We start from the raw sequence: 19,226 nt of genomic DNA, 5'->3' as shown, positions 1-19,226 counted from the left end.
TGCGGGCAAGCCTGCGGCACCATGCAGGCCGTCGAGCAGGCAAGGATGGATCGATGCACCTGGCATTTCGCATGGGCAAGGCGTTCGCGGTCGCGGCGGTGTTGTGGCTGGCGAGCGGTTCTGCGTTCGCGCAACGCACCGAGGGCGACGTCGTCGCCGGCGCGCAAGGGCTCTACGAGGCCGAGGTGAAGGTGAACAGCCAGGGCGAGGCCGAGCGCAACGCGGGCTTCGCGCGCGCCATGACCATCGTGCTGGGCAAGCTCACCGGCGATCGGTCCGCGCCGAGCCGGCCGGGGGTGGGGCAGGAGCTGCGCCACGCCAAGGATTACGTGAAGAGCTACGACTACAAGCAGGACGAGGGCCGCTCGAGCACGGGCGCGCCGACGTTCAACACGACGCTGGTCGTGCGCTTCGACCCCGAACAGATCGACGGCATCGCCGCCACGCTCGGTTTGCCGGTATGGGCCGAGCCGCGGCCCAAGCCCGTGCTGTGGCTGGCGATCGACGACGGGCGCGGCCCGCGCCTGGTCGCGCTGGCGCAGACCAACGCCGCCCGCGCCGTACTCGATCGCGCGCAGGAACGCGGCTACCGCCTCGGCCTGCCTTCGGGCAGCGCCGCCGAACAAGCGGCCGTCGGCGCCATCTGGCGCGGCGATACGGCCGCCATCGCGCGCGCGTCTTCGCGCTACAGCCCGCCGATGCAGTTGATCGGCAAGCTGTATCGCACCACGGGCGGCGGCGGCTGGACCGCCGATTGGACCTTCGTCGACTCGGGCAAGGTGCTGTCGACCTGGACGTCCTCGCAGCCCGACGCGCGTCGGGCGATGGCCACCGGCGCCGACGGCGCGGCCGATGCGCTGTCGAAGAAATACGCCAAGCGCAGCACGGCGGCCGGCGAACCGGGCCGCTACACCGTGCAGATCGACGGCATCCGCAATGCCGAGGACTACATCCGCCTGATGTCCTACCTGCAGGGCCTGCCGGTCGTGCGCGGCATGGCGCCGGTGCGTGCGGCGCCCGATGGCTTCATCGTCGAGCTCGACCTGATCACCGGCCTGCCGGGCCTGCGCCGCGTGGTCGGCACGGGCGAGGTGCTGCTCGCCGAAGAAGACCAACCCGTCCTGCACCTGCGCTGATGGAGATGCCCCTGTCGCCGTTCGCGCGCCGCATCCAGTGGGCAGGCATTGTCCTGATCACGGGCCTGCTGCTCTGGCTGCTCGCGCCGATCCTCACGCCTTTCGTGTTCGCCGCGCTGCTCGGCTGGCTCGGCGATCCCACGGTCGACCGCTTGCAGCGTCGCGGCTGGTCGCGCCACATCGCGGTGGTGATCGTGTTCTGCACGATGGCCTTCGTCGTGCTGGTGACCCTGGTGTTGCTGCTGCCGCTGATCGAACGGCAGATCGTCACGCTCGTCGAATCGCTGCCGCATTATCGCGACTGGTTCATCGGCACGGTGCTCCCGTGGTTCGAGCGCCACACGGGCCTGGACCTGATGGCGTGGCTGGATCCGGACCGCCTGTTCCAGCTCGTGCGCGACCACTGGGAACGCGCCGGCGGCGTGGCGACGACGATGCTCGGGTATCTGTCGCGCTCTGGCTTCGCGCTGGTCGGCTGGATCGCGAACATCGTGCTCGTGCCCTTCCTCACGTTCTACTTCCTGCGCGATTGGGATCTGTTGAAGGAGCGCGTCGCCGCGCTCGTGCCGCGCGACCACATCGGCACGGTCACGCGCCTGGCGACCGAATCCGACGCGGTGCTCGGCGCTTTCCTGCGCGGGCAGTTCACCGTGATGCTCGTGCTGGGCGTGATGTATGCGCTGGGCTTGTGGGCGGTCGGCCTGGACTTGGGCTTGTTGATCGGGCTCATCGCGGGCCTGATCAGCTTCGTGCCCTACCTGGGCCCGGCGAGCGGCGTGGTGCTCGGCGTGATCGCGGCGCTGGTGCAATACGGCGACTGGACGCACGTGGCGCTGGTGCTCGGCGTGTTCGGCGTGGGGCAGGTGATCGAAAGCTATGTCCTCACGCCGCGGCTGGTCGGCGACAAGATCGGGCTGCATCCGGTCGCGGTGATCTTCGCGATCATGGCGGGCGGGCAGTTGTTCGGTTTCCTCGGCGTGTTGCTCGCATTGCCGGTGGCCGCGGTCGCGAACGTGTTGCTGCGTTACGCGCATGAGCGTTACACGCACAGCCGCCTGTTCACCGGCGATCGGCCGGGCATCGAACTGGATCCCTACGTCGACGCGGGGCTCGACCGCCCCGCGCCCGGCGACGACCACGTCTGATCGATCGCATGCCTGCACCGCAACTTCCGCTGGCCCTGCGTTACCCGCCGGACCAGCGCCTCGAGACATTCGTCGGCGCGCCCGAGGGCGCGCTCGCGCAGGTGCGTGCGCTCGCCGAAGGCGCGGGGCACGACTGGTTGTTCCTCGCCGGGCCCGCGGGCGTGGGCAAGACGCATGTGTTGCTCGCTGCATGCGCCTCGGCCGAATCGGCCGGGCGCGCGGCGGCCTATCTGCCGTTGAAGAGCGCGGCGGGGCGCTTGCGCGATGCGCTGGAAGCCTTCGATGGCCTGTCGCTCGTCGCGCTCGATGGGCTCGAAGCCATCGCGGGCGTGCGCGAGGACGAAGTGGCCTTGTTCGACTTCCACAATCGCGCGCGGCAATCGGGTGCGAGCGTGTTGTATGCGGCGCAGGCTTCGCCGGATCAGTTGGCGCTGAGCTTGCCCGATCTGCGTTCACGCCTGTCGCAATGCGCGCGCGTGGTGTTGTCGCCGCTCGATGATCAGGCGCGTCGCGATGTGTTGCGTTCGCGCGCACAGCGTCGCGGCCTGGTGCTCGACGAGGCGGCGATCGATTGGTTGTTGCGCCGGCGAGGGCGCGATCTTGCGACGCTGACCGGTTTGCTCGACGTGCTGGATCGTGCCTCGCTGGCGGCGCAGCGGAAGATCACCGTGCCTTTCCTGCGGCAAACGCTACACGACGAGTGACGCATCCAGTTCCGCAAGGCGCTGCGGCGTGCCCACATCCGTCCAGCGCCCCAGGTGATGCGCGCCTTGCACCGCATTGCGCACCATCGCGGCGACCAGCAGCGGCGGCAGCTTGAACCGAGGCGGCGTGCGTTCGACGCCCTCGACATCGCCGATGATCTCGCGCCAGCCTTCGAACAAGGCAGCGCGAAACACACCAATGCCGGCGTAGGTCAGCTTTTCGTGCCCGTGCGCCCGGACCGTGCCGTCGGATTGCAGGTCGTAATCGCCGTTCGGATGCTGCGGGGGATTGTCGACGAACACGAGGTGCGCATCGCGATCCATCGTCTGCGGCAACAGCGCGAAGTCGAAATCGGTCCAGACATCGCCGTTCACCGTGAGGAACGGTTCGTCGCCGAGGATCGGCAGCGCATTGAGCATGCCGCCGCCGGTCTCCAACGGTGTCGGGCCTTCGTAGCTGTAATGCAGCCGCATGCCCCAACGACTGCCATCGCCGAGTACTTCCGGGAAGCGATCGGCCAACCAACTCGTGTTGACGACCACCTCGCGCACGCCGAGCGCCGCGAGTTTCTCCAGGTGCCACACGATCAGCGGCTTGCCGCCCGCCTGGAGCAAGGGCTTGGGCGTGGTGTTCGTCAGGGGCCGCATGCGTTCGCCGAGGCCGGCGGCGAAGATCAGTGCCTTCACGAGACGTCGCCGGTGCCGTCGGTCCAGTGCGTGTATTCCTTCAGCGTCGGCCGCACGTGGCGCTCGATCAGCGCGACCAGCGGCGCGAGTTCCGGATACTTCGGCAGCACGCGGTCGAGATAGGCGAAGAAACGCGGCGCATCTTCGAGGTAATGTGGCTTCGCGTCGCGGTGGTGCAGGCGCGCGAAGATGCCGATCACCTTCAAGTGGCGATGCACGCCGATCCAGTCGACGTCGCGGCGGAATTGCTCCAGCGACGGCACGGGCAGCCCCGCGTCCTTCGCGCGCTGGTGGTAACGCTCCAGCCACGCATCCACGCGATCCTGCGGCCAGCTCACGAAGGCATCCTTGAACAGACAGAGTGGGTCGTAGGCGATCGGCCCGCGCACGGCGTCCTGGAAATCGAGCACGGCCGGACCGTCATCGGCGGGCATGAGATTGCGCGGCATGAAATCGCGATGCACGAAGACTTGCGGTTGTTTCAGCGCCGCGTCGATCAGCACGCGATGCACGCGTTCGAGGAGCTGTTCGTCGTGCGCGTCGAGGACCACGGCCAGGTGCTTGCCGAGGAACCATTCGTCGAACAGGCGCAGCTCGCGCAGCAACAGCGCTTCGTTGTATTGCGGGAAGTCGGCGGGAACGGGAATGGCCTGCAGGCGCAGCAACTGGCCGATGGCGTCGTCGAACAACTGATCGGCGTTGTCCGAGTTCAGCGCGGCCAGGTAGGTATCGGCCCCGAGGTCTTCCATCAGCAGGAAGCCCTGCACGTCGTCCTCGCAGGCGACCTGCGGCACGCGCACGCCGGCGTCCTGGAGCATGGCGCGGATCCGCAACCACGGCTTGACGTCTTCCTTGTCCGGCGGGGAGTCCATCACGATGCGGCTGGGCTCGGCCCCGAGGGTGCGCCAGTAGCTGCGGAACCCGGCGTCGGCCGAGGCGCGGGCCAGGCCGACGGTGTGGTCTCCGAGGATCTGCCGTGTCCAGGCCAGGCGCTGTTCTTCGCGTGGGACGGTTCCGGAGTCCATGGTCGGTGTCTGCGGCGGGCAAGAGCGCGAAGGGTAAACTGCCGGCAATGAATTGGGCGAGACGGACATGAGCGAATTGCGGCCGGTGTTGCTGTCGGGGGGCTCCGGCACGCGCCTGTGGCCCTTGTCGCGCGAGGCCTATCCCAAACAATTCCTGCCCCTGGTCGGCGAGGACACGATGTTGCAGGCGACGTGGGAACGCGTCGGCCCGCTCAGCGCGCAAGCGCCCATCGTGGTCGCCAACGAATCGCATCGCTTCCTCGTAGCCGAGCAGTTGCGCCAGGTCGGCGCGCCCGTGCCGCGCATCCTGCTCGAACCGGTGGGCCGCAACACCGCGCCGGCGATCGCCGTGGCCGCGTTGCAGGCGCTGGCCGACGGCGGCGATCCCTTGCTGCTCGTGCTGCCGTCCGATCACGTCGTCGCCAATGTCGATGCGTTCCGCGCCGCGGTGCGCGAAGCCTGCGCGGCGGCGGAGGCGGGCGCGCTCGTCACCTTCGGCATCCTGCCCACGGCGCCGGAAACCGGCTTCGGCTACATCGAAGGCGACGGCGCGGGCAGCGGCGTGCGCCCCGTGAAACGCTTCGTCGAGAAGCCCGATGCGCAAACCGCGCAACAGTATCTCGACGCCGGCGGTTATTACTGGAACAGCGGCATGTTCCTGTTCCGCGCCTCGCGCGTGCTGGAAGAACTCGAACGCTTCCGCCCCGACATCGTCGCGGCGTGTCGCGCGGCGTTCGATGCGGCAAAACGCGATGGCGACTTCGTGCGCCTGGAAGGCGAGGCCTTCGCCGCGTGTCCGTCGGATTCGATCGACTACGCGGTGATGGAACGCACGGATGCGGCAATGGTGCTGCCCGTCGACATCGGCTGGAACGATGTCGGTTCGTGGTCGGCGTTGTGGGATGTCACCGAGCGCGATGCGCAGGGCAACGCACACCACGGCGATGTCATCGCGGTCGACAGCCGCAATTCGTACGCGTATGCGCGCAGATTGGTGGCGCTGGTCGGCGTCGACGACCTGGTCGTGGTGGAAACCGACGATGCGGTGCTCGTCGCGCGCAAGGACCGCGTGCAGCAGGTGAAGGAAGTCGTCGCCCGCCTGAAGGCGGCCGACCGCACGCAGGTCGCGCTGCATCGCGAAGTGCATCGCCCCTGGGGCAGCTACGACTCGGTCGACGTCGGCGACGGCTTCCAGGTCAAGCGCATCAAGGTCAAGCCCGGTGCCTCGCTGTCCCTGCAATCGCACGCGCATCGCGCCGAGCACTGGATCGTCGTGCGCGGCGTGGCCCGCGTCACCCGCAACGACGATGTCTACGACCTGCGCGCCAACGAGAGCACCTACATTCCCATCGGCGCCAAGCATCGGCTGGAGAATCCGGGCCGCGAAACGCTGGAGCTGATCGAGGTGCAATCCGGGGCCTATTTGGGCGAGGACGACATCGTCCGCTACGATGACGTTTACGGCCGAACGGGCCAGGGAGCCTGATTTTCATGCAGTTGAGCCATCTGGACCGCCTCGAAGCGGAGAGCCTTCACATCCTCCGCGAGGTGGCGGCGAGCTTCCGCAACCCGGTGTTGCTCTATTCGGTCGGCAAGGACAGCTCGGTGTTGCTGCATCTGCTGTTGAAGGCGTTCGCGCCCGGCAAGCCGCCGATCCCGCTGCTGCACGTGGACACCGGCTGGAAGTTCCGCGAAATGATCGAATTCCGCGACCGCCGCGCGGCGGAGACGGGCGTCGACTTGCGCGTGCATACCAATCCCGACGGCGTCGCGCGCGGCATCGGCCCGATTTCGCATGGCGCGACCGTGCATACCGACGTGATGAAGACGCAGGGCCTGAAGCAGGCGCTGGACCAGTACGGTTTCGACGCGGCCATCGGCGGGGCGCGCCGCGACGAAGAGAAGTCGCGCGCGAAGGAACGCGTGTTCTCCTTCCGCAACGCACAGCATCGTTGGGATCCCAAGCACCAGCGTCCCGAGTTGTGGGATCTGTACAACGCGCGCATCGCCACGGGCGAAAGCGTGCGTGTGTTCCCGCTGTCGAACTGGACCGAGCTCGACGTGTGGCTCTACATCTTCCGCGAAGGCATCCCGGTGCCGACGCTGTATTTCGCGAAGGAACGTCCCATCGTCGAACGCGACGGCGCGTTGCTGATGGTCGACGACGAGCGCCTGCCGCTGCGCGAAGGCGAAGTGCCGCAGATGCGTCGCGTGCGCTTCCGCACGCTGGGGTGCTATCCGCTGACCGGTGCGATCGATTCGGACGCCGACACGCTGGAAAAGATCATCGCCGAGATGCTGGTGGCGACGACCTCCGAACGACAGGGCCGCGTGATCGACCACGATCCCACCGCGTCGATGGAGAAGAAGAAGCAGGAAGGGTATTTCTGATGGACCTCATGGACCCCGCGACCAGCGTCGCCGAAGCACTGCGCCGCCACGAACACAAGGGCCTGCTGCGCTTCATCACCTGCGGCAGCGTGGACGACGGCAAGAGCACGTTGATCGGCCGCTTGTTGTACGACAGCAAGCGCCTGTTCGACGACCAGCTCGCCGCGCTCGCCGCCGACAGCCGCCGCCACGGCACGCAAGGCGCGGAGATCGACTACGCACTGCTGATGGACGGCCTGGCCGCCGAGCGCGAGCAGGGCATCACCATCGATGTCGCCTACCGTTTCTTCGATACCGAACATCGCAAGTACATCGTCGCCGATTGCCCCGGGCACGAGCAGTACACGCGCAACATGGCGACGGGCGCGTCGACCGCGGAATTGGCGGTGGTGCTCGTCGATGCGCGCAAGGGCCTGTTGGTGCAGACGCGCCGGCACACGTACATCGCCGCGCTGCTCGGCCTGCGCCACGTGGTGCTGGCGGTGAACAAGATGGACCTGGTCGGTTACGACCAGGGTGTGTTCGAAGCGATCGCCGAGGAATACACGCAGCTCGCGCATTCGCTCGGCATCCCGCACGTGCAGTGCATTCCGCTGTCGGCGCTGAAGGGCGAGAACCTCGTGCATCGCGGCGATTCAACGCCGTGGTACGACGGCCCGTCGCTGCTCGAATACCTGGACACGGTGCAGATCGAACGCCCGCAGGCCGACAGTGGCTTCCGCCTGCCGGTGCAGTGGGTGCAGCGCCCGGATCGCAGCGATGCGAGCCGTGATTTCCGCGGTTTCGCGGGCACGCTCGTCGCCGGCAGCGTCAAGCCGGGCGATGCGGTGGTCGTGTTGCCCTCGGGGCGGCGTTCGCAGGTTGCGCGCGTGCTCGGTCCCGACGGTGCGGTGGACCTTGCGGTCGCAGGGCAGGCGGTGATGATCGTGCTCGCCGATGAAGTGGACGTCAGTCGCGGCGATGTCATCGCGGCGGCCGACGATGCACCGGAAGTCTCCGACCAATTCGCCGCGCACGTGCTGTGGATGGGCGAAGGGCAGTTGCTGCCGGGGCGTCCGTACTGGTTGAAGCTCGGCACGCGCACGGTCGGCGCGACGGTGACCACGCTCAAGCACAAGGTGGACATCGATACGCAGGCGCCGCTGGCGGCGACGCATCTGGCGCTGAACGAAGTCGGTTATTGCAACCTCTCGCTCGACCAGGCGATTCCGTTCGAACCCTATGCGCGCAATCGCGCGCTGGGCGGCTTCATCCTGATCGATCGCATCGACAACGCGACCGTCGCGGCGGGCACGCTCGATTTCGCGTTGCGTCGCGCGGGCAACCTGCATTGGCAGCACATCGATGTCGACCGCGCCACGCGCGCGCGCAGCATGGGCCAGTCACCGCGTTGCGTTTGGTTTACCGGCCTGTCGGGCTCGGGCAAGTCGACGGTGGCCAACCTGGTCGACAAGCGCCTGCACGCGATGGGCAAGCATGCCTTCGTGCTCGACGGCGACAACGTGCGCCATGGCCTGAACCGCGACCTCGGGTTCACCGACGAAGATCGCGTGGAAAACCTGCGCCGCGTGGCCGAAGTGGCGAAGTTGATGACCGACGCGGGCCTGATCGTGCTGGTCAGCTTCATCTCGCCCTTCCGCGGCGAACGTGCGGCGGCGCGCGCGATGTTCGAGGAGGGCGAATTCATCGAAGTGTTCGTCGATACGCCGCTGTCGGTCGCCGAGTCGCGCGACGTCAAGGGTTTGTATGCGAAGGCGCGGCGTGGCGACCTGCCGCATTTCACCGGCATCGATTCGCCGTACGAAGCGCCCGAAGCGCCGGAGCTGCGCCTAGATACCATGGCCGAAACGCCGGAGGCGCTGGCCGAGCGGGTGGTGCGTCGCCTCCTCGGCGAGTGACGCAAAGCCCCTCCCCGCGCAAGGCGGGGAGGGACGGGAACGTTGTTACGCGGGGCGCGCCTTCTTGCCGCGGACCGCTTCCCACAGGAACAACAACACGATGGCCGCCAGGATCGCGATGACCCAGACCAGCGCGCGGTTGGTCACGTTGAGCATGCCTGCGATGTAACCGCCGGCCGCGGCGCCCAGTGCGCCGAGCACGATGGTCATGATCCAGCCGACCGGGTCCGCGCCGGGCTTGAAGAAGCGCGCCAGGATGCCGATCACGGCACCGCCCACGATGTACATCAGGAGCCCTTCGAACATGGTGTCCCCTCCTCGCGGCGCCGGATGACGCCGAGGGGGATGCTAGCGATGTGTGCGGCGCAGCATCGGCGCGACGCCGACGGGCGGCGTCGACGCCCTAGCAGCAACCGTGTTCGCCGCGCTCCTTGCCGCCCGCCATCGCCGCGCTGCCCTTGGTCTCGCCGCGCGCGCTGGCCTCGTGGTGGCGCGCGATCACGCGCGCGACGCAGGAGGTCACGCGCTTGCCCATCGGGATGTGCAGGAATTCGTTCGGGCCGTGCGCGTTGGAATGCGGGCCCAGCACGCCGGTGATCATGAACTGCGCGTCGGGGAATTTCTCGCCGAGCATGCCCATGAAGGGGATCGTGCCGCCTTCGCCCATGTACATCGCCGGCTGGCCGAAGAATTCGCGGCTGGCCTCGTCGATGGCCTGCGTGAGCCAGGGCGACATCGCCGGCGCGTTCCAACCGGTCGAGGCCTTCTCCAGGTCCAGCGACACCTGTGCGCCGTACGGCGGATCCTTTTCGAGCGTCTGCTTGAGCACGTCGCCCGCGCGCTTGCCGTCCAGCGTGGGCGGCAGGCGCAGCGAGAGCTTCACCGCGGTGTGCGGGCGCAGCACGTTGCCGGCCGACGACAGGGGCGGCATGCCGTCGACGCCGGTCACCGACAGCGCAGGGCGCCACGTGCGATTGAGCACGAGTTCGGTGAGGTCCTCGGCCATCGGCTTTTCGCCGGGCAGGAAGGGGAACTTGTCGTACACCGCGGTACCGACGACCTTCGCCGCTTCCTTCGCCTGGACCAGGCGTTCGTCGGGGATCTTGTCGTGCAGGCCGTCGAGCAGGATGCGGCCGGTGGTTTCGTCCTCGATGCGCGAAAGCAGTTCGCGCAGGATGCGGAAGCTCGAAGGCACGATGCCGGACGCATCGCCCGAGTGCACGCCTTCGCTCAACACCTTCACGGTGAGGTTGCCGCCGGCCAGGCCGCGCAGCGACGTGGTGCACCACAACTGTTCGTAATTCGCGCAACCCGAATCCAGGCACACCACCAGCGAGGGCATGCCGATGCGATCGGCGAGGTGGTCGACGTAGGCGGGCAGGTCGTAGCTGCCCGATTCCTCGCAGGCCTCGATGAGGATCACGCAGCGCGCATGCGGGAGCTTCTGTTCCTGCAGCGCGAGGATCGCCGCGAGCGAACCGAAGATCGCGTATCCATCGTCCGCGCCGCCGCGGCCGTACAGGCGATCGCCCTTGATCACCGGCTTCCACGGGCCGAGGTCGTCGTCCCAACCGGTCATCTCCGGCTGCTTGTCCAGGTGCCCGTAGAGCAGCACGCAATCTTCGTCGCTGCCGCCATTGGCCGCCGGGATCTCCAGGAAGATCAGCGGCGTGCGGCCCTGCAGGCGCACCGTCTCGACCTTCATGCCGGCGATCTTCTGCGCCTTCGCCCAGGTTTCCATCAGCGCGACGGCCTGGTCCATGTAGCCGTGCTGCACCCAATCGGCGTCGAACATCGGCGACTTGTTGGGAATGGCGATGTATTCGACGAGGCGCGGGACGATGTCGTCGTCCCACTTGCGCTCGACGTAGCGTTCGAGGGCGGGGGCGTCGAGGGAACGATCCATGCGGGGGCACCTGGGGCGGGAAAGGACGCAATTCTAACGCGGGGGGTCTGCCCGCATCAGACATTCCCTACACGCAGGGCCTGAAAACAGCGACGGGGCGGCGCGGCAAAACCTGATGGGTTCAGCGGGCGTGGATCGGGAAACTGCACCTGTCCGCCGCATCGTGCCGCGGGCAAGGAAGCATCGCCCACCTCGTCAGGGAGACACCCATGCACTCGTTCATCAAGACCACCACCACCGCGCTGCAGGCGATGGTCCTCTCCGTCCTGTTCGCCGGTGCCGCCTACGGCGCCGATTCGGTGGACATCAACACCGCCGATGCGCAGACCATCGATCGCGTCCTGGTCAACATCGGCCCGTCGAAAGCGCAGGCCATCGTCGCCCATCGCGAAGCCAACGGGCCTTACAAGAGCCTGGAGCAACTCGCGAAGGTGAAGGGCATCGGGTTGAAGACGGTCGAGAAGAACCGCGACCGCATCCAGTTGGGCGGCGGCAGCGCGAAGGGGTCGGCGAAGCCGGCAACGGCGGCCGCCGCGCCCTGACCTTCGCAAGGCGACGCGGTTTTACAGGTGGCGTCCCGGCGGCAGGTGCCGTTGGGCGGGGCGTCGTGCAGGGATGGGCAGCAAAGGACCTGCGCCCATTCCTGCCCTTTTTCGCGGCGGGCAGGTAGGCTGGCGCGCATGCCGACCGCTCGCTCCCGCGTGGTGCCCGCCAACGAATATCGCCGCGAACGCTGGCGCAACGGCGCGGGCTGGACGCGCGAGATCGCGGCCGAACCCGCGCACGGCGAGTGGGCGTGGCGGCTGTCGATCGCCGAGATCGAGCAGGACGCGCCGTTCTCGCGCTTCGAAGGGATCGATCGCGAAATCGTGTTGCTGTCCGGCAACGGCGTTGCGCTGCATTTCGACGATGGCAGCGTGCATGCGCTGGAGCCGCCGCACGGGCGGCATCGATTCGCGGGCGAGGCCAATGTTTCGGGCGTGTTGATCGACGGCGCGACGCAGGACTTCAACCTGATGTGGCGGCGCGATGCGATCGATGCGCAGTTGTGGCATCGGCCGCTCGTGGGCCCGATGGTGATCTTTGCCGACCCGGGCACGACCTGGGCCGTGCATCTGCTCGCGGGGCAGGCGCGTTTCGCGGACGACTCGGGCCTGCCGTCGCTCGCGGCGGGCGACACCGCGCTGCTGCAGGCGGGCGATACGCGCCTGCGGCATGTGCTCGATGGTGGCGGTCAGGTGTTGCTCGCGCAGTTGCGGCCGCGCGCGTTGGCGACCGTTGCTTAGAACAGCGCCGGCACCAGCACGACCAGCATCACCACGGACGAAACGCCGAGCACGCTGACCACCAGTTCCTTCGCGTTGCGGCCGCGCGCCCACATCCAGATGCCCGAGATGCCGAGCAGCAACATCGCGATGGCGAAGCTGTCGGCGAGGATCGTCCAACCGATGCCGCCGCCGACCGCCTTGTGCAATCGGTTGAACGAGGCGAGCGTGTCGTTGCGCGTGTGCTTCACCTCGGCGGTCGGTTTGCCCGGCGTGTATTCCATCGACCACGCGTCCTTCGCGGTGCCGCCGGACAAAGTCCACTTGGGCGCGTCGGGCTTCTTGGCTTCGCCACCCTTCGCACCGTCCTTGGCACCGCCCGGCGGCGCCTTGCGGATCACCTGCGCATCCAGGCCCTGCGTGGCGCGCAGCCACAGGGACAAGGCTTCCGGCGAGGTCTGCGCCTGACCCGGAACCTGCAGCGTCACGCGTGCCTTCTCATCGCTCTTGCCCTGCGGCCATGCGCCGTCGCCGAAACGATGGTTCATGACCAGGCCGGTGAATCCGTAGATCACCGCCGCCAGCGCGCCCCACGCGCCGATCCACAGGTGCAGTTGGCGGATCCAGCGGTAGGTGGATGCGGAGCGTCGGGTGGGCAGGGCGGCGGTCGCGTTCATCGGGTTATCTTGGTCAGAAGTTGTAACGGATGCTGAGGGTCGCCGCGCGCGGCGAGCCCGGCATGATGTTGTTGTCGCTGTTCGCCGTCACTGCATATTCCTTGTCGAAGAGGTTTTCGACGTTGAGCTGCAGGGACAGATGTTCGCTGGCGTCGAAGAAAACGGCGGCGTCGTAGCGCGTGTAGCTCCGCAGGGTCACCAGGTTGCTGATGTTCGCGAAGATTTCGTCGCGGTACTGCGCGCCGAAGCCCAGGCCCCAGCGCTCCGACACGTCGAAGCGATTCCACAGCGAGAACGTGTTTTCCGGAAGCTGCGCCAGGCGCTTGCCGCGGTCGGCGCCGGCGAGGATTTCGCCGTCCTGCCGTGCGTACGCGCCCGTGACGTGCCACCACTCCGTCAGCGAACCCGCCAGGCCGACTTCGACGCCCTTGGCGCGCTGGCCGTCGACGAGGGTGGAGGTCGTCGCGTCGATCGGCACGATCACGTTCGAGCGGTCGAGGCGGTACACCGCGGCGGTCACCGCCAGGCGCGGGTTGATGTCCCACTTCGCACCGAGCTCGTAGTTGGTGAATTCCTCGGGATCGAGCGTCTGGTTGGTGACGCTGAGCGAGGTGAGCTGGTCGCCCGAACGCGGCTGGTAGGCCACGCTGTAGCTGGCGTAAAGCGACATCGCTTCGACCGGCTTGTAGACCAGGCCGGCGCGCGGCGACCACAGGTTGTCGGTGGCGTTGAGGTCGCGCGCAGGATTGCCGACGGCCTGGCGATTGTTGGTGTAGTCGACATCGAAACGGTCGAAGCGCAGGCCGAGGATCGCCTGCCAGTGGTCGCTCAGTTCGATCTGGTCCTGCACGTACAGCGCGGCGGTGTTGGCGATGCTGTGGTTGTCGGCGTCGGTCGCGGACGGGCGGAAGCTGATCGGACCCTCGTAGCGCGGGTAGGACAGCGGCACGTTGGCCGAGGTCGCGTCGGAACCCGGTGCGCCGAAGTAGCCGGTTTCGCGATGGTTGCTGGTGTCCTGGTGGCCGAATTCGGCGCCGGCGAGCAAGGTGTGCTGCACGCTGCCGGTCGTGGCCTTCCAGATCAGGTCGGTCTGGTTGAAGAAGTTCCGGCGCGTGGTGGCGTTGTTATACGCGTTGATCGCGACTTCGGTGCGCGTCGCATTGACCGCGCCGGGGAAGATGTTCTGGTAGAACTTGTCGTAGTCGGCGACACGCGTGCGATTGCGCAGCATCGCGCCGCCGCTGAAGCTGTGTTCGACGAGCGCCGTGAATGCGTCGACATCGGCGGTCACGTCGCTGCGGTTCGGGTCGCCGAAGAACGTGGACGGATCGACGTCCAGGGGCGTGCGGCGGCCGTTGTAGGCGGCGGGTTCCGAAGGCACGCCGCGGTCGGCGACACGCTCGTCTTCGAAGTGTTCGTACGAGAGCACGATGTCGGTGGATGCGCCGGCCGAGAAGCCGATCGTCGGGTTCAGGCCCCAGCGGCGGACGTTGAAGTCGTCGCGATAGCTCTCGGAATCCTCGAACATGCCGTTGATGCGGAAGTCGACGTTCTCGTTGATCGACTGGCCGAAGTCGGCGGCGATGCGGCGCTTGTTCCAGCTGCCGAATTGCGCCGAGACCTCGCGCACGGTCTTGCCGTCGGGCTGCTTGGTCACGCGGTTGACCACGCCGCCGGAACCGCCGCGGCCGAAGATCATCGCGTTCGGGCCCTTGAGCACTTCAACGCTGTCGATGTTGTACAGGTCGCGGATGTACTGCACGTCGTCGCGCATGCCGTCCACGAACATGTCGCCGGTGGTGCTGCTGCCGCGGAAGACCAGCGTGTCGCGGTTGCCTTCGCCCTGCGCGACGCCCACGCCAGGCACGAAGCGGAAGACGTCGGTCAGGCTGGTCATGGCCTGGTCTTCGATCAGTTGCTTGGGAATGACGGTGATCGACTGCGGGGTATCGCGCAGCAGGGTCGGGGTCTTGGTGGCGGTCGAGGATTCGGGCACGACGTAGTCGTCGCGCTTGCCGACCACTTCGACGGTGGCCAGCTCGCGCGTCTTGCGTTGCGCGTCGCCGTCGGCGGCGTGGGCGGGGGTGGCGATGGCGAACGCAAGGGCGAGCGCGAGCGGCGTCGCGCGCAAGGCGGCGTGGGGCATGACGTCCTCAGGATTGTCGGTGCGGCGTGGGGCCGCGGCGGCCGCCATGTTAAATGCGAGCGATTCGCAAATGCAAATGGTTTGCATCGAGGGCCGACCGACGGCGCAGGCCGGGCAACGCCCTCAGGTGTCGTCGCGGGTCCAGACGGCCCCGTCTTCGACCTTCACCGGGTACTTGCGGACGGGCGCATACGCGGGTGCGTTGAGGGCGCGGCCGTCGCGCACGTCGAACTTCGAACCGTGCAGCACGCACTCGATCGTCGCCTCTTCGCCGTCGTACGGGCCGGAGGAGAGATCGAAGTCTTCGTGCGAACAACGATCTTCCAGTGCGTAGTAGTCGCCGTCGTAGTTGAACACGACGATGGGCGTGTCGCCGTCCCACGCGACTTTCGATTCGCCGGGCAACAGCTCCGAGGTCGCGCACACGCGCACCCAGGTCACAGCGCCTTCTCCATCAGCTCGAAGCGCAGGTCCTCGCGCAGGGGAATGCCGAAGCGCGCATCGCCGTAGGGAAAGGGCTTCTTGATGCCGGTGCGGATGTAGCCGCGACGCTCGTAGAAAGCGATCAGCTCATCGCGGATGTCGATGACCGTCATGCGCATTTTCGACAATGCCCAGTCTTCGCGCACGATGCGTTCGGCTTCGGCGAGCACCGCCTTGCCGATGCCGCCGCCCTGGATGCCGGGTTGCACGGAGAACATGCCGAAATAGCCGGCGTCGCCGTCTTCGCACACGTGTGCGCAGGCCAGCATCGCGCCGTCGCGCTCGGCGACGAGCACGCGGCTGCGCGGGCGCACGATGTCGAGCCGGAGCACGTCGGCGTCGATACGCGGACCGTCGAGGAAGTCGGCTTCGGTCGTCCAGCCTTCGCGGCTCGCATCGCCGCGGTAGGCCGAAGTGACGAGCGCGACGAGTGCATCGACGTCGCCGACGCCCGCCGCGCGGAATTGCAGTTCGCCCATGTGCTGCGCAGACCCCGGAATCACGGGCGCACAGTCTAGCCGAGCAGGCGCCGCACCTTGCGCAGGGCGGCCGCGAAGGCTTCGATTTCCGCGTGCGTGTTGTAGAAGGCGAGCGAGGCCCGGCAAGTGGCCGGCACGCCGAAGAAGGCCATCAGCGGATGCGCGCAATGGTGGCCCGACCGGACCGCGACGCCTTCGAGGTCGAGCAGGGTGGCCAGGTCATGCGCGTGCGCGCCTTCGACGAGGAAGGACACCACCGCTGCCTTGCGCTCTGCCGTACCGATGATGCGCACGCCGTCGATGGCGCGCATCTCATCGGTGAGGTGCGCAAGCAGCGTGGCTTCGCGCGCGGCGATCGCATCCATGCCGATACCGTCGAGATACGCCACCGCGGCGCCCAGGCCGACGTGGCCCGCGACGTTCGGCGTCCCCGCTTCGAAACGATGCGGCGGGTCGCTGTAGACCGTGCCTTCGAAACGCACTTCCCTGATCATCTCGCCGCCGCCGAGGAAGGGCGGCATCGCGGCCAGCAATTCGCGGCGCGCCCACAAGGCGCCGGTGCCCGTGGGACCGCACATCTTATGGCCGGTGAAGGCGTAGAAGTCGCACCCGATGGCGGCGATGTCCACCGCCATGTGCGGGAGCGCCTGCGAACCGTCGACGACGGTCGTGATCCCGCGTTTGCGCGCTTCGCGGCAGATCTCGGCGACGGGGTTGATCGTGCCCAGGACGTTCGAGACATGCGCGACGCCGAGCAGTTTCACTTCGGGCGTCATCGCCGCATACAGCGCGTCGAGATCGAGCGCGCCATCCGGATGCAGGTCGGCGACGCGGATGGTCGCGCCCGTGCGCTCGCAGACCAGCTGCCACGGCACGATGTTCGCGTGGTGTTCCATGCGCGTGAGCAGCACCACATCGCCGGGCTTCAGGCGCGGCAGGCCCCACGAATACGCGACCAGGTTGATGGCGAAGGTCGTGCCGCTGGTGAGGACCAGGTCTTCGCTCGCGACGTTGAGATGCTTCGCCAGCGCCTTGCGCGTGTCTTCGTAGGCTTCCGTCGCTTCGCTGCCGAGCGTATGCACCGCGCGGCTCACGTTCGCATTGTGGCGGCGGTAGAAGTCATCGACGGTTTCGATCACCGACGCCGGCTTCTGCCCGGTGTTGGCCGAATCGAAATAGATCAGCGGCTTGCCGTGGACCTCGCGGCGCAACAGCGGGAAGTCCGCGCGAACGCGATCCCAGTCGACATCGGCCATCGCGGCGAAGGTGCTCATGCGGCGCCCTCCAGGGCTGCGAGGGCGCGATCGAGTGCGCTTTCGGCGAAGGGACGCAGCGTCGCGTCGAGATCGGTGAGTACGTCACGACAGAACGCCGCGGTAAGCAGCCGGCGCGCATCGCTTTCGGGCAAGCCGCGCGAACGCAGGTAGAACAGCGCCGTCGGATCGAGCCCGCCGACCGACGCGCCGTGCGCGGCCTGCACTTCGTCGGCGTGGATTTCGAGCACGGGCTGCGCGTCGATTTCCGCGTTTTCGCTGAGCAGCAGGTTGCGGCTCGACAAGGTGGCATTGCTACCGTCGGCGCCTGCGCGAATCAGGATGCCGCCGTGCAGGACGGCGCGACTGCGATCCGCCGCCAGGCCACGCCACTTCAGATTGCAACGCGTATCGCCGGCGACGTGGTCGATGTTCAGGCGGGTGTCGACGTGGCGTCGGCCGCTGCCCAGCAACGCGCCATCGGCCTGGACGCTCGCATTCGTACCGAGCAGCCGGCAACCGAATTCGTGTCGCGACAAGCCGCCGCCGAGTTCGAGATCGATGCGGCGATAGCGGGCATCGCTTTCGAGTGAAGCATCGGTGCGCGCGAACAAGGTCGCGCCGACCGATTCGTCCTGCACGCGCACGTGCGTCAGTGCCGCGCCACGAGCGACGCGGATGGTCGCGATGCTGTTGGACAAGTGCGAATGCGCGCCGGCCGCGAGGTGATGTTCGACGATCCGGACGCAAGCGCCTTCGGCGACATCGATCGCATGCCGCAGGTGCCACGCCTGGTCCTGCGCGGCGGCGGCGCCGACGAACACGAGGTGCAAAGGCACATCGACCTGCGCATGGGCGGCCACGCGGAGGATCGCGCCGGTGTGCGCCAACGCGACGTTGAGCGAGGCGAAGACGCGATCCGGCCCGCCGACATCGACCGGCTCGGCGATCGCGCCCGCTTCCAGCGACACGCCACCGGGAAGGGCGCCCAGCGACGAGAGAGACGCATCGAACGCACCATTGACGAACACCAGTCGCGGCCCGTCGATTCCGGTGAGCAACGCGGCATCGACGGTGCCTGCGGCGGCAGGCGCGAACACGCGCCGCTCCAGTGCCCGCAACGAGGTGTACTTCCACGCTTCGCTGCGCGGCTTCGGCAGGCCGTCGCGCAACGCGGCATCGAGCGTCGCGCGACGTGCGTCGTCGCCTTCGAACCCGGCCGCCAACGATTCCAGCAACGCGCTCATCAGGCCGCGGCCTCCGGCGCCTTGCGATCGGCGATCCACGAATAGCCATGCGCCTCGAGTTCGAGCGCCAGTTCAGGACCGCCGCTTTCGACGATGCGCCCGTCGGCGAGCACGTGCACCACGTCGGGCTTGATGTAATCGAGCAGGCGCTGGTAGTGCGTGATCACGAGGAACGCGCGACCGGGCGAGCGCAGCGCGTTGACGCCGTCGGCGACGTTGCGCAGCGCATCGATGTCCAGGCCCGAGTCGGTCTCGTCGAGGATCGCCAGCTTGGGCTCCAGCACCGCGAGCTGGAAGATCTCGTTGCGCTTCTTCTCGCCGCCGCTGAAGCCTTCGTTGACGCCGCGATGCAGCAGCTCGTCCTTGAGGTGCAGCACGGCGAGCTTTTCGCGCACCAGCTTGAGGAATTGCATGGAGTCCAGTTCGGGCTCGCCGCGCGCCTTGCGCTGTGCGTTGAGCGCCGAGCGCAGGAAGTAGGTGTTGTTCACGCCCGGGATTTCGACCGGATACTGGAATGCGAGGAAGATGCCGGCGGCAGCGCGTTCCTCGGGTTCCAGCGCCAACAGGTCGCGGCCTTCGAACAGCACCGAACCCTCGAGGATTTCGTACCCCTCGCGCCCCGCGAGCACGTTGCCCAGCGTGGACTTGCCCGCGCCGTTGGGGCCCATGATCGCGTGGACCTGGCCCGGCGCGACTTCGAGCGAGAGGCCCTTGAGGATGTCGCGCCCGGCGACGCGGACGCGGAGGTTGTCGATCTTCAACATGTGTGGGTTGTCCTGTGGGG

General features: G+C 67.6%; 19 protein-coding genes. 8 read left to right on the top strand and 11 right to left on the bottom strand.

Annotated features, from left to right (window positions below):
• Positions 1 to 53: 53 nt before the first annotated feature.
• From AB4059_RS05680 to hda, 3 genes are read left to right on the top strand one after another with little or no spacing between them, the layout of a single operon-like run.
• The gene (locus tag AB4059_RS05680; RefSeq protein WP_498977379.1) at positions 54 to 1,136 is read left to right on the top strand and encodes a DUF2066 domain-containing protein; all 1,083 of its coding nucleotides are present in this window, start codon (positions 54 to 56) and stop codon (positions 1,134 to 1,136) included.
• On the top strand, positions 1,136 to 2,281 hold the full coding sequence (locus AB4059_RS05675; protein WP_498977377.1) for an AI-2E family transporter: 1,146 nt from the start codon (positions 1,136 to 1,138) through the stop codon (positions 2,279 to 2,281). The genes AB4059_RS05680 and AB4059_RS05675 overlap by 1 nt, the downstream gene beginning before the upstream one ends.
• A gap of 8 nt (positions 2,282 to 2,289) precedes the next feature.
• Entirely contained in the window at positions 2,290 to 2,985 is a 696-nt protein-coding gene (gene hda / locus AB4059_RS05670; RefSeq protein WP_498977375.1) for a DnaA regulatory inactivator Hda, read from the top strand.
• Here hda and murU read toward each other — a convergent pair.
• Both murU and AB4059_RS05660 read right to left on the bottom strand, forming a co-directional pair.
• Positions 2,971 to 3,672 (bottom strand): N-acetylmuramate alpha-1-phosphate uridylyltransferase MurU, encoded by a 702-nt coding sequence (murU, locus tag AB4059_RS05665; protein ID WP_498977373.1) that lies wholly within the window; start codon positions 3,670 to 3,672, stop codon positions 2,971 to 2,973. The two genes, hda and murU, sit on opposite strands and share 15 nt — an antisense overlap.
• Positions 3,669 to 4,697, bottom strand: a complete 1,029-nt coding sequence (locus tag AB4059_RS05660) for an aminoglycoside phosphotransferase family protein (protein ID WP_498977371.1) — start codon at positions 4,695 to 4,697, stop codon at positions 3,669 to 3,671. The genes murU and AB4059_RS05660 overlap by 4 nt, the downstream gene beginning before the upstream one ends.
• A gap of 67 nt (positions 4,698 to 4,764) precedes the next feature.
• Here AB4059_RS05660 and AB4059_RS05655 point away from each other — a divergent pair, with 67 nt between their 5' ends.
• From AB4059_RS05655 to cysN, 3 genes are read left to right on the top strand one after another with little or no spacing between them, the layout of a single operon-like run.
• Positions 4,765 to 6,183 carry a mannose-1-phosphate guanylyltransferase/mannose-6-phosphate isomerase gene (locus tag AB4059_RS05655; RefSeq protein WP_498977369.1) on the top strand — a complete coding sequence of 473 codons (1,419 nt, stop codon included), beginning with the start codon at positions 4,765 to 4,767 and terminating at the stop codon, positions 6,181 to 6,183.
• A gap of 5 nt (positions 6,184 to 6,188) precedes the next feature.
• On the top strand, positions 6,189 to 7,088 hold the full coding sequence (gene cysD / locus AB4059_RS05650) for a sulfate adenylyltransferase subunit CysD (RefSeq protein ID WP_498977367.1): 900 nt from the start codon (positions 6,189 to 6,191) through the stop codon (positions 7,086 to 7,088).
• Positions 7,088 to 8,986 (top strand): sulfate adenylyltransferase subunit CysN, encoded by a 1,899-nt coding sequence (gene cysN / locus AB4059_RS05645; RefSeq protein ID WP_498977365.1) that lies wholly within the window; start codon positions 7,088 to 7,090, stop codon positions 8,984 to 8,986. Before cysD ends, cysN begins: the two co-directional genes overlap by 1 nt.
• A gap of 45 nt (positions 8,987 to 9,031) precedes the next feature.
• Here the strand turns inward: cysN and AB4059_RS05640 are convergent, their stop codons facing one another.
• Positions 9,032 to 9,292: a GlsB/YeaQ/YmgE family stress response membrane protein gene (locus AB4059_RS05640; RefSeq protein WP_498977363.1), complete on the bottom strand. Its 261-nt coding sequence runs from the start codon at positions 9,290 to 9,292 to the stop codon at positions 9,032 to 9,034.
• A gap of 97 nt (positions 9,293 to 9,389) precedes the next feature.
• Positions 9,390 to 10,892 carry a M20 family metallopeptidase gene (locus AB4059_RS05635; RefSeq protein WP_498977361.1) on the bottom strand — a complete coding sequence of 501 codons (1,503 nt, stop codon included), beginning with the start codon at positions 10,890 to 10,892 and terminating at the stop codon, positions 9,390 to 9,392.
• 209 nt (positions 10,893 to 11,101) lie between these two features.
• Here AB4059_RS05635 and AB4059_RS05630 point away from each other — a divergent pair, with 209 nt between their 5' ends.
• Both AB4059_RS05630 and AB4059_RS05625 read left to right on the top strand, forming a co-directional pair.
• Positions 11,102 to 11,434: a ComEA family DNA-binding protein gene (locus AB4059_RS05630; RefSeq protein ID WP_498977359.1), complete on the top strand. Its 333-nt coding sequence runs from the start codon at positions 11,102 to 11,104 to the stop codon at positions 11,432 to 11,434.
• Positions 11,435 to 11,572: 138 nt separating this feature from the next.
• Positions 11,573 to 12,178: a HutD/Ves family protein gene (locus AB4059_RS05625; RefSeq protein WP_498977357.1), complete on the top strand. Its 606-nt coding sequence runs from the start codon at positions 11,573 to 11,575 to the stop codon at positions 12,176 to 12,178.
• On the opposite strand, the gene AB4059_RS05620 is transcribed toward AB4059_RS05625, so the two are convergent.
• The 7 genes from AB4059_RS05620 to sufC form a co-directional block, all read right to left on the bottom strand.
• On the bottom strand, positions 12,175 to 12,834 hold the full coding sequence (locus AB4059_RS05620; RefSeq protein WP_498977355.1) for a PepSY-associated TM helix domain-containing protein: 660 nt from the start codon (positions 12,832 to 12,834) through the stop codon (positions 12,175 to 12,177). The genes AB4059_RS05625 and AB4059_RS05620 overlap by 4 nt on opposite strands.
• 13 nt (positions 12,835 to 12,847) lie before the next feature.
• Positions 12,848 to 14,980, bottom strand: coding sequence for a TonB-dependent receptor (locus tag AB4059_RS05615; protein WP_498977353.1), 2,133 nt, complete (start codon positions 14,978 to 14,980; stop codon positions 12,848 to 12,850).
• A 123-nt stretch (positions 14,981 to 15,103) separates the two neighbouring features.
• Entirely contained in the window at positions 15,104 to 15,421 is a 318-nt protein-coding gene (locus AB4059_RS05610; protein ID WP_498960625.1) for a Rieske (2Fe-2S) protein, read from the bottom strand.
• Complete coding sequence (locus AB4059_RS05605) at positions 15,418 to 15,942, bottom strand: GNAT family N-acetyltransferase (RefSeq protein WP_498977351.1); 525 nt, start codon at positions 15,940 to 15,942, stop codon at positions 15,418 to 15,420. The genes AB4059_RS05610 and AB4059_RS05605 overlap by 4 nt, the downstream gene beginning before the upstream one ends.
• Positions 15,943 to 15,977: 35 nt before the next feature.
• Positions 15,978 to 17,216, bottom strand: a complete 1,239-nt coding sequence (locus AB4059_RS05600) for a cysteine desulfurase (protein ID WP_498977349.1) — start codon at positions 17,214 to 17,216, stop codon at positions 15,978 to 15,980.
• On the bottom strand, positions 17,213 to 18,442 hold the full coding sequence (sufD, locus tag AB4059_RS05595; protein ID WP_498977347.1) for a Fe-S cluster assembly protein SufD: 1,230 nt from the start codon (positions 18,440 to 18,442) through the stop codon (positions 17,213 to 17,215). Before sufD ends, AB4059_RS05600 begins: the two co-directional genes overlap by 4 nt.
• Positions 18,442 to 19,206: a Fe-S cluster assembly ATPase SufC gene (gene sufC, locus AB4059_RS05590; protein ID WP_498977345.1), complete on the bottom strand. Its 765-nt coding sequence runs from the start codon at positions 19,204 to 19,206 to the stop codon at positions 18,442 to 18,444. Before sufC ends, sufD begins: the two co-directional genes overlap by 1 nt.
• Positions 19,207 to 19,226: the final 20 nt, after the last annotated feature.

The sequence above is a fragment of the Lysobacter sp. 2RAF19 genome (genome assembly GCF_052115395.1).
Lineage (GTDB): Bacteria > Pseudomonadota > Gammaproteobacteria > Xanthomonadales > Xanthomonadaceae > Noviluteimonas.
Note: the sequence above shows the minus strand (reverse complement) of the source record. Positions and strands in the feature narration are given on the sequence as shown.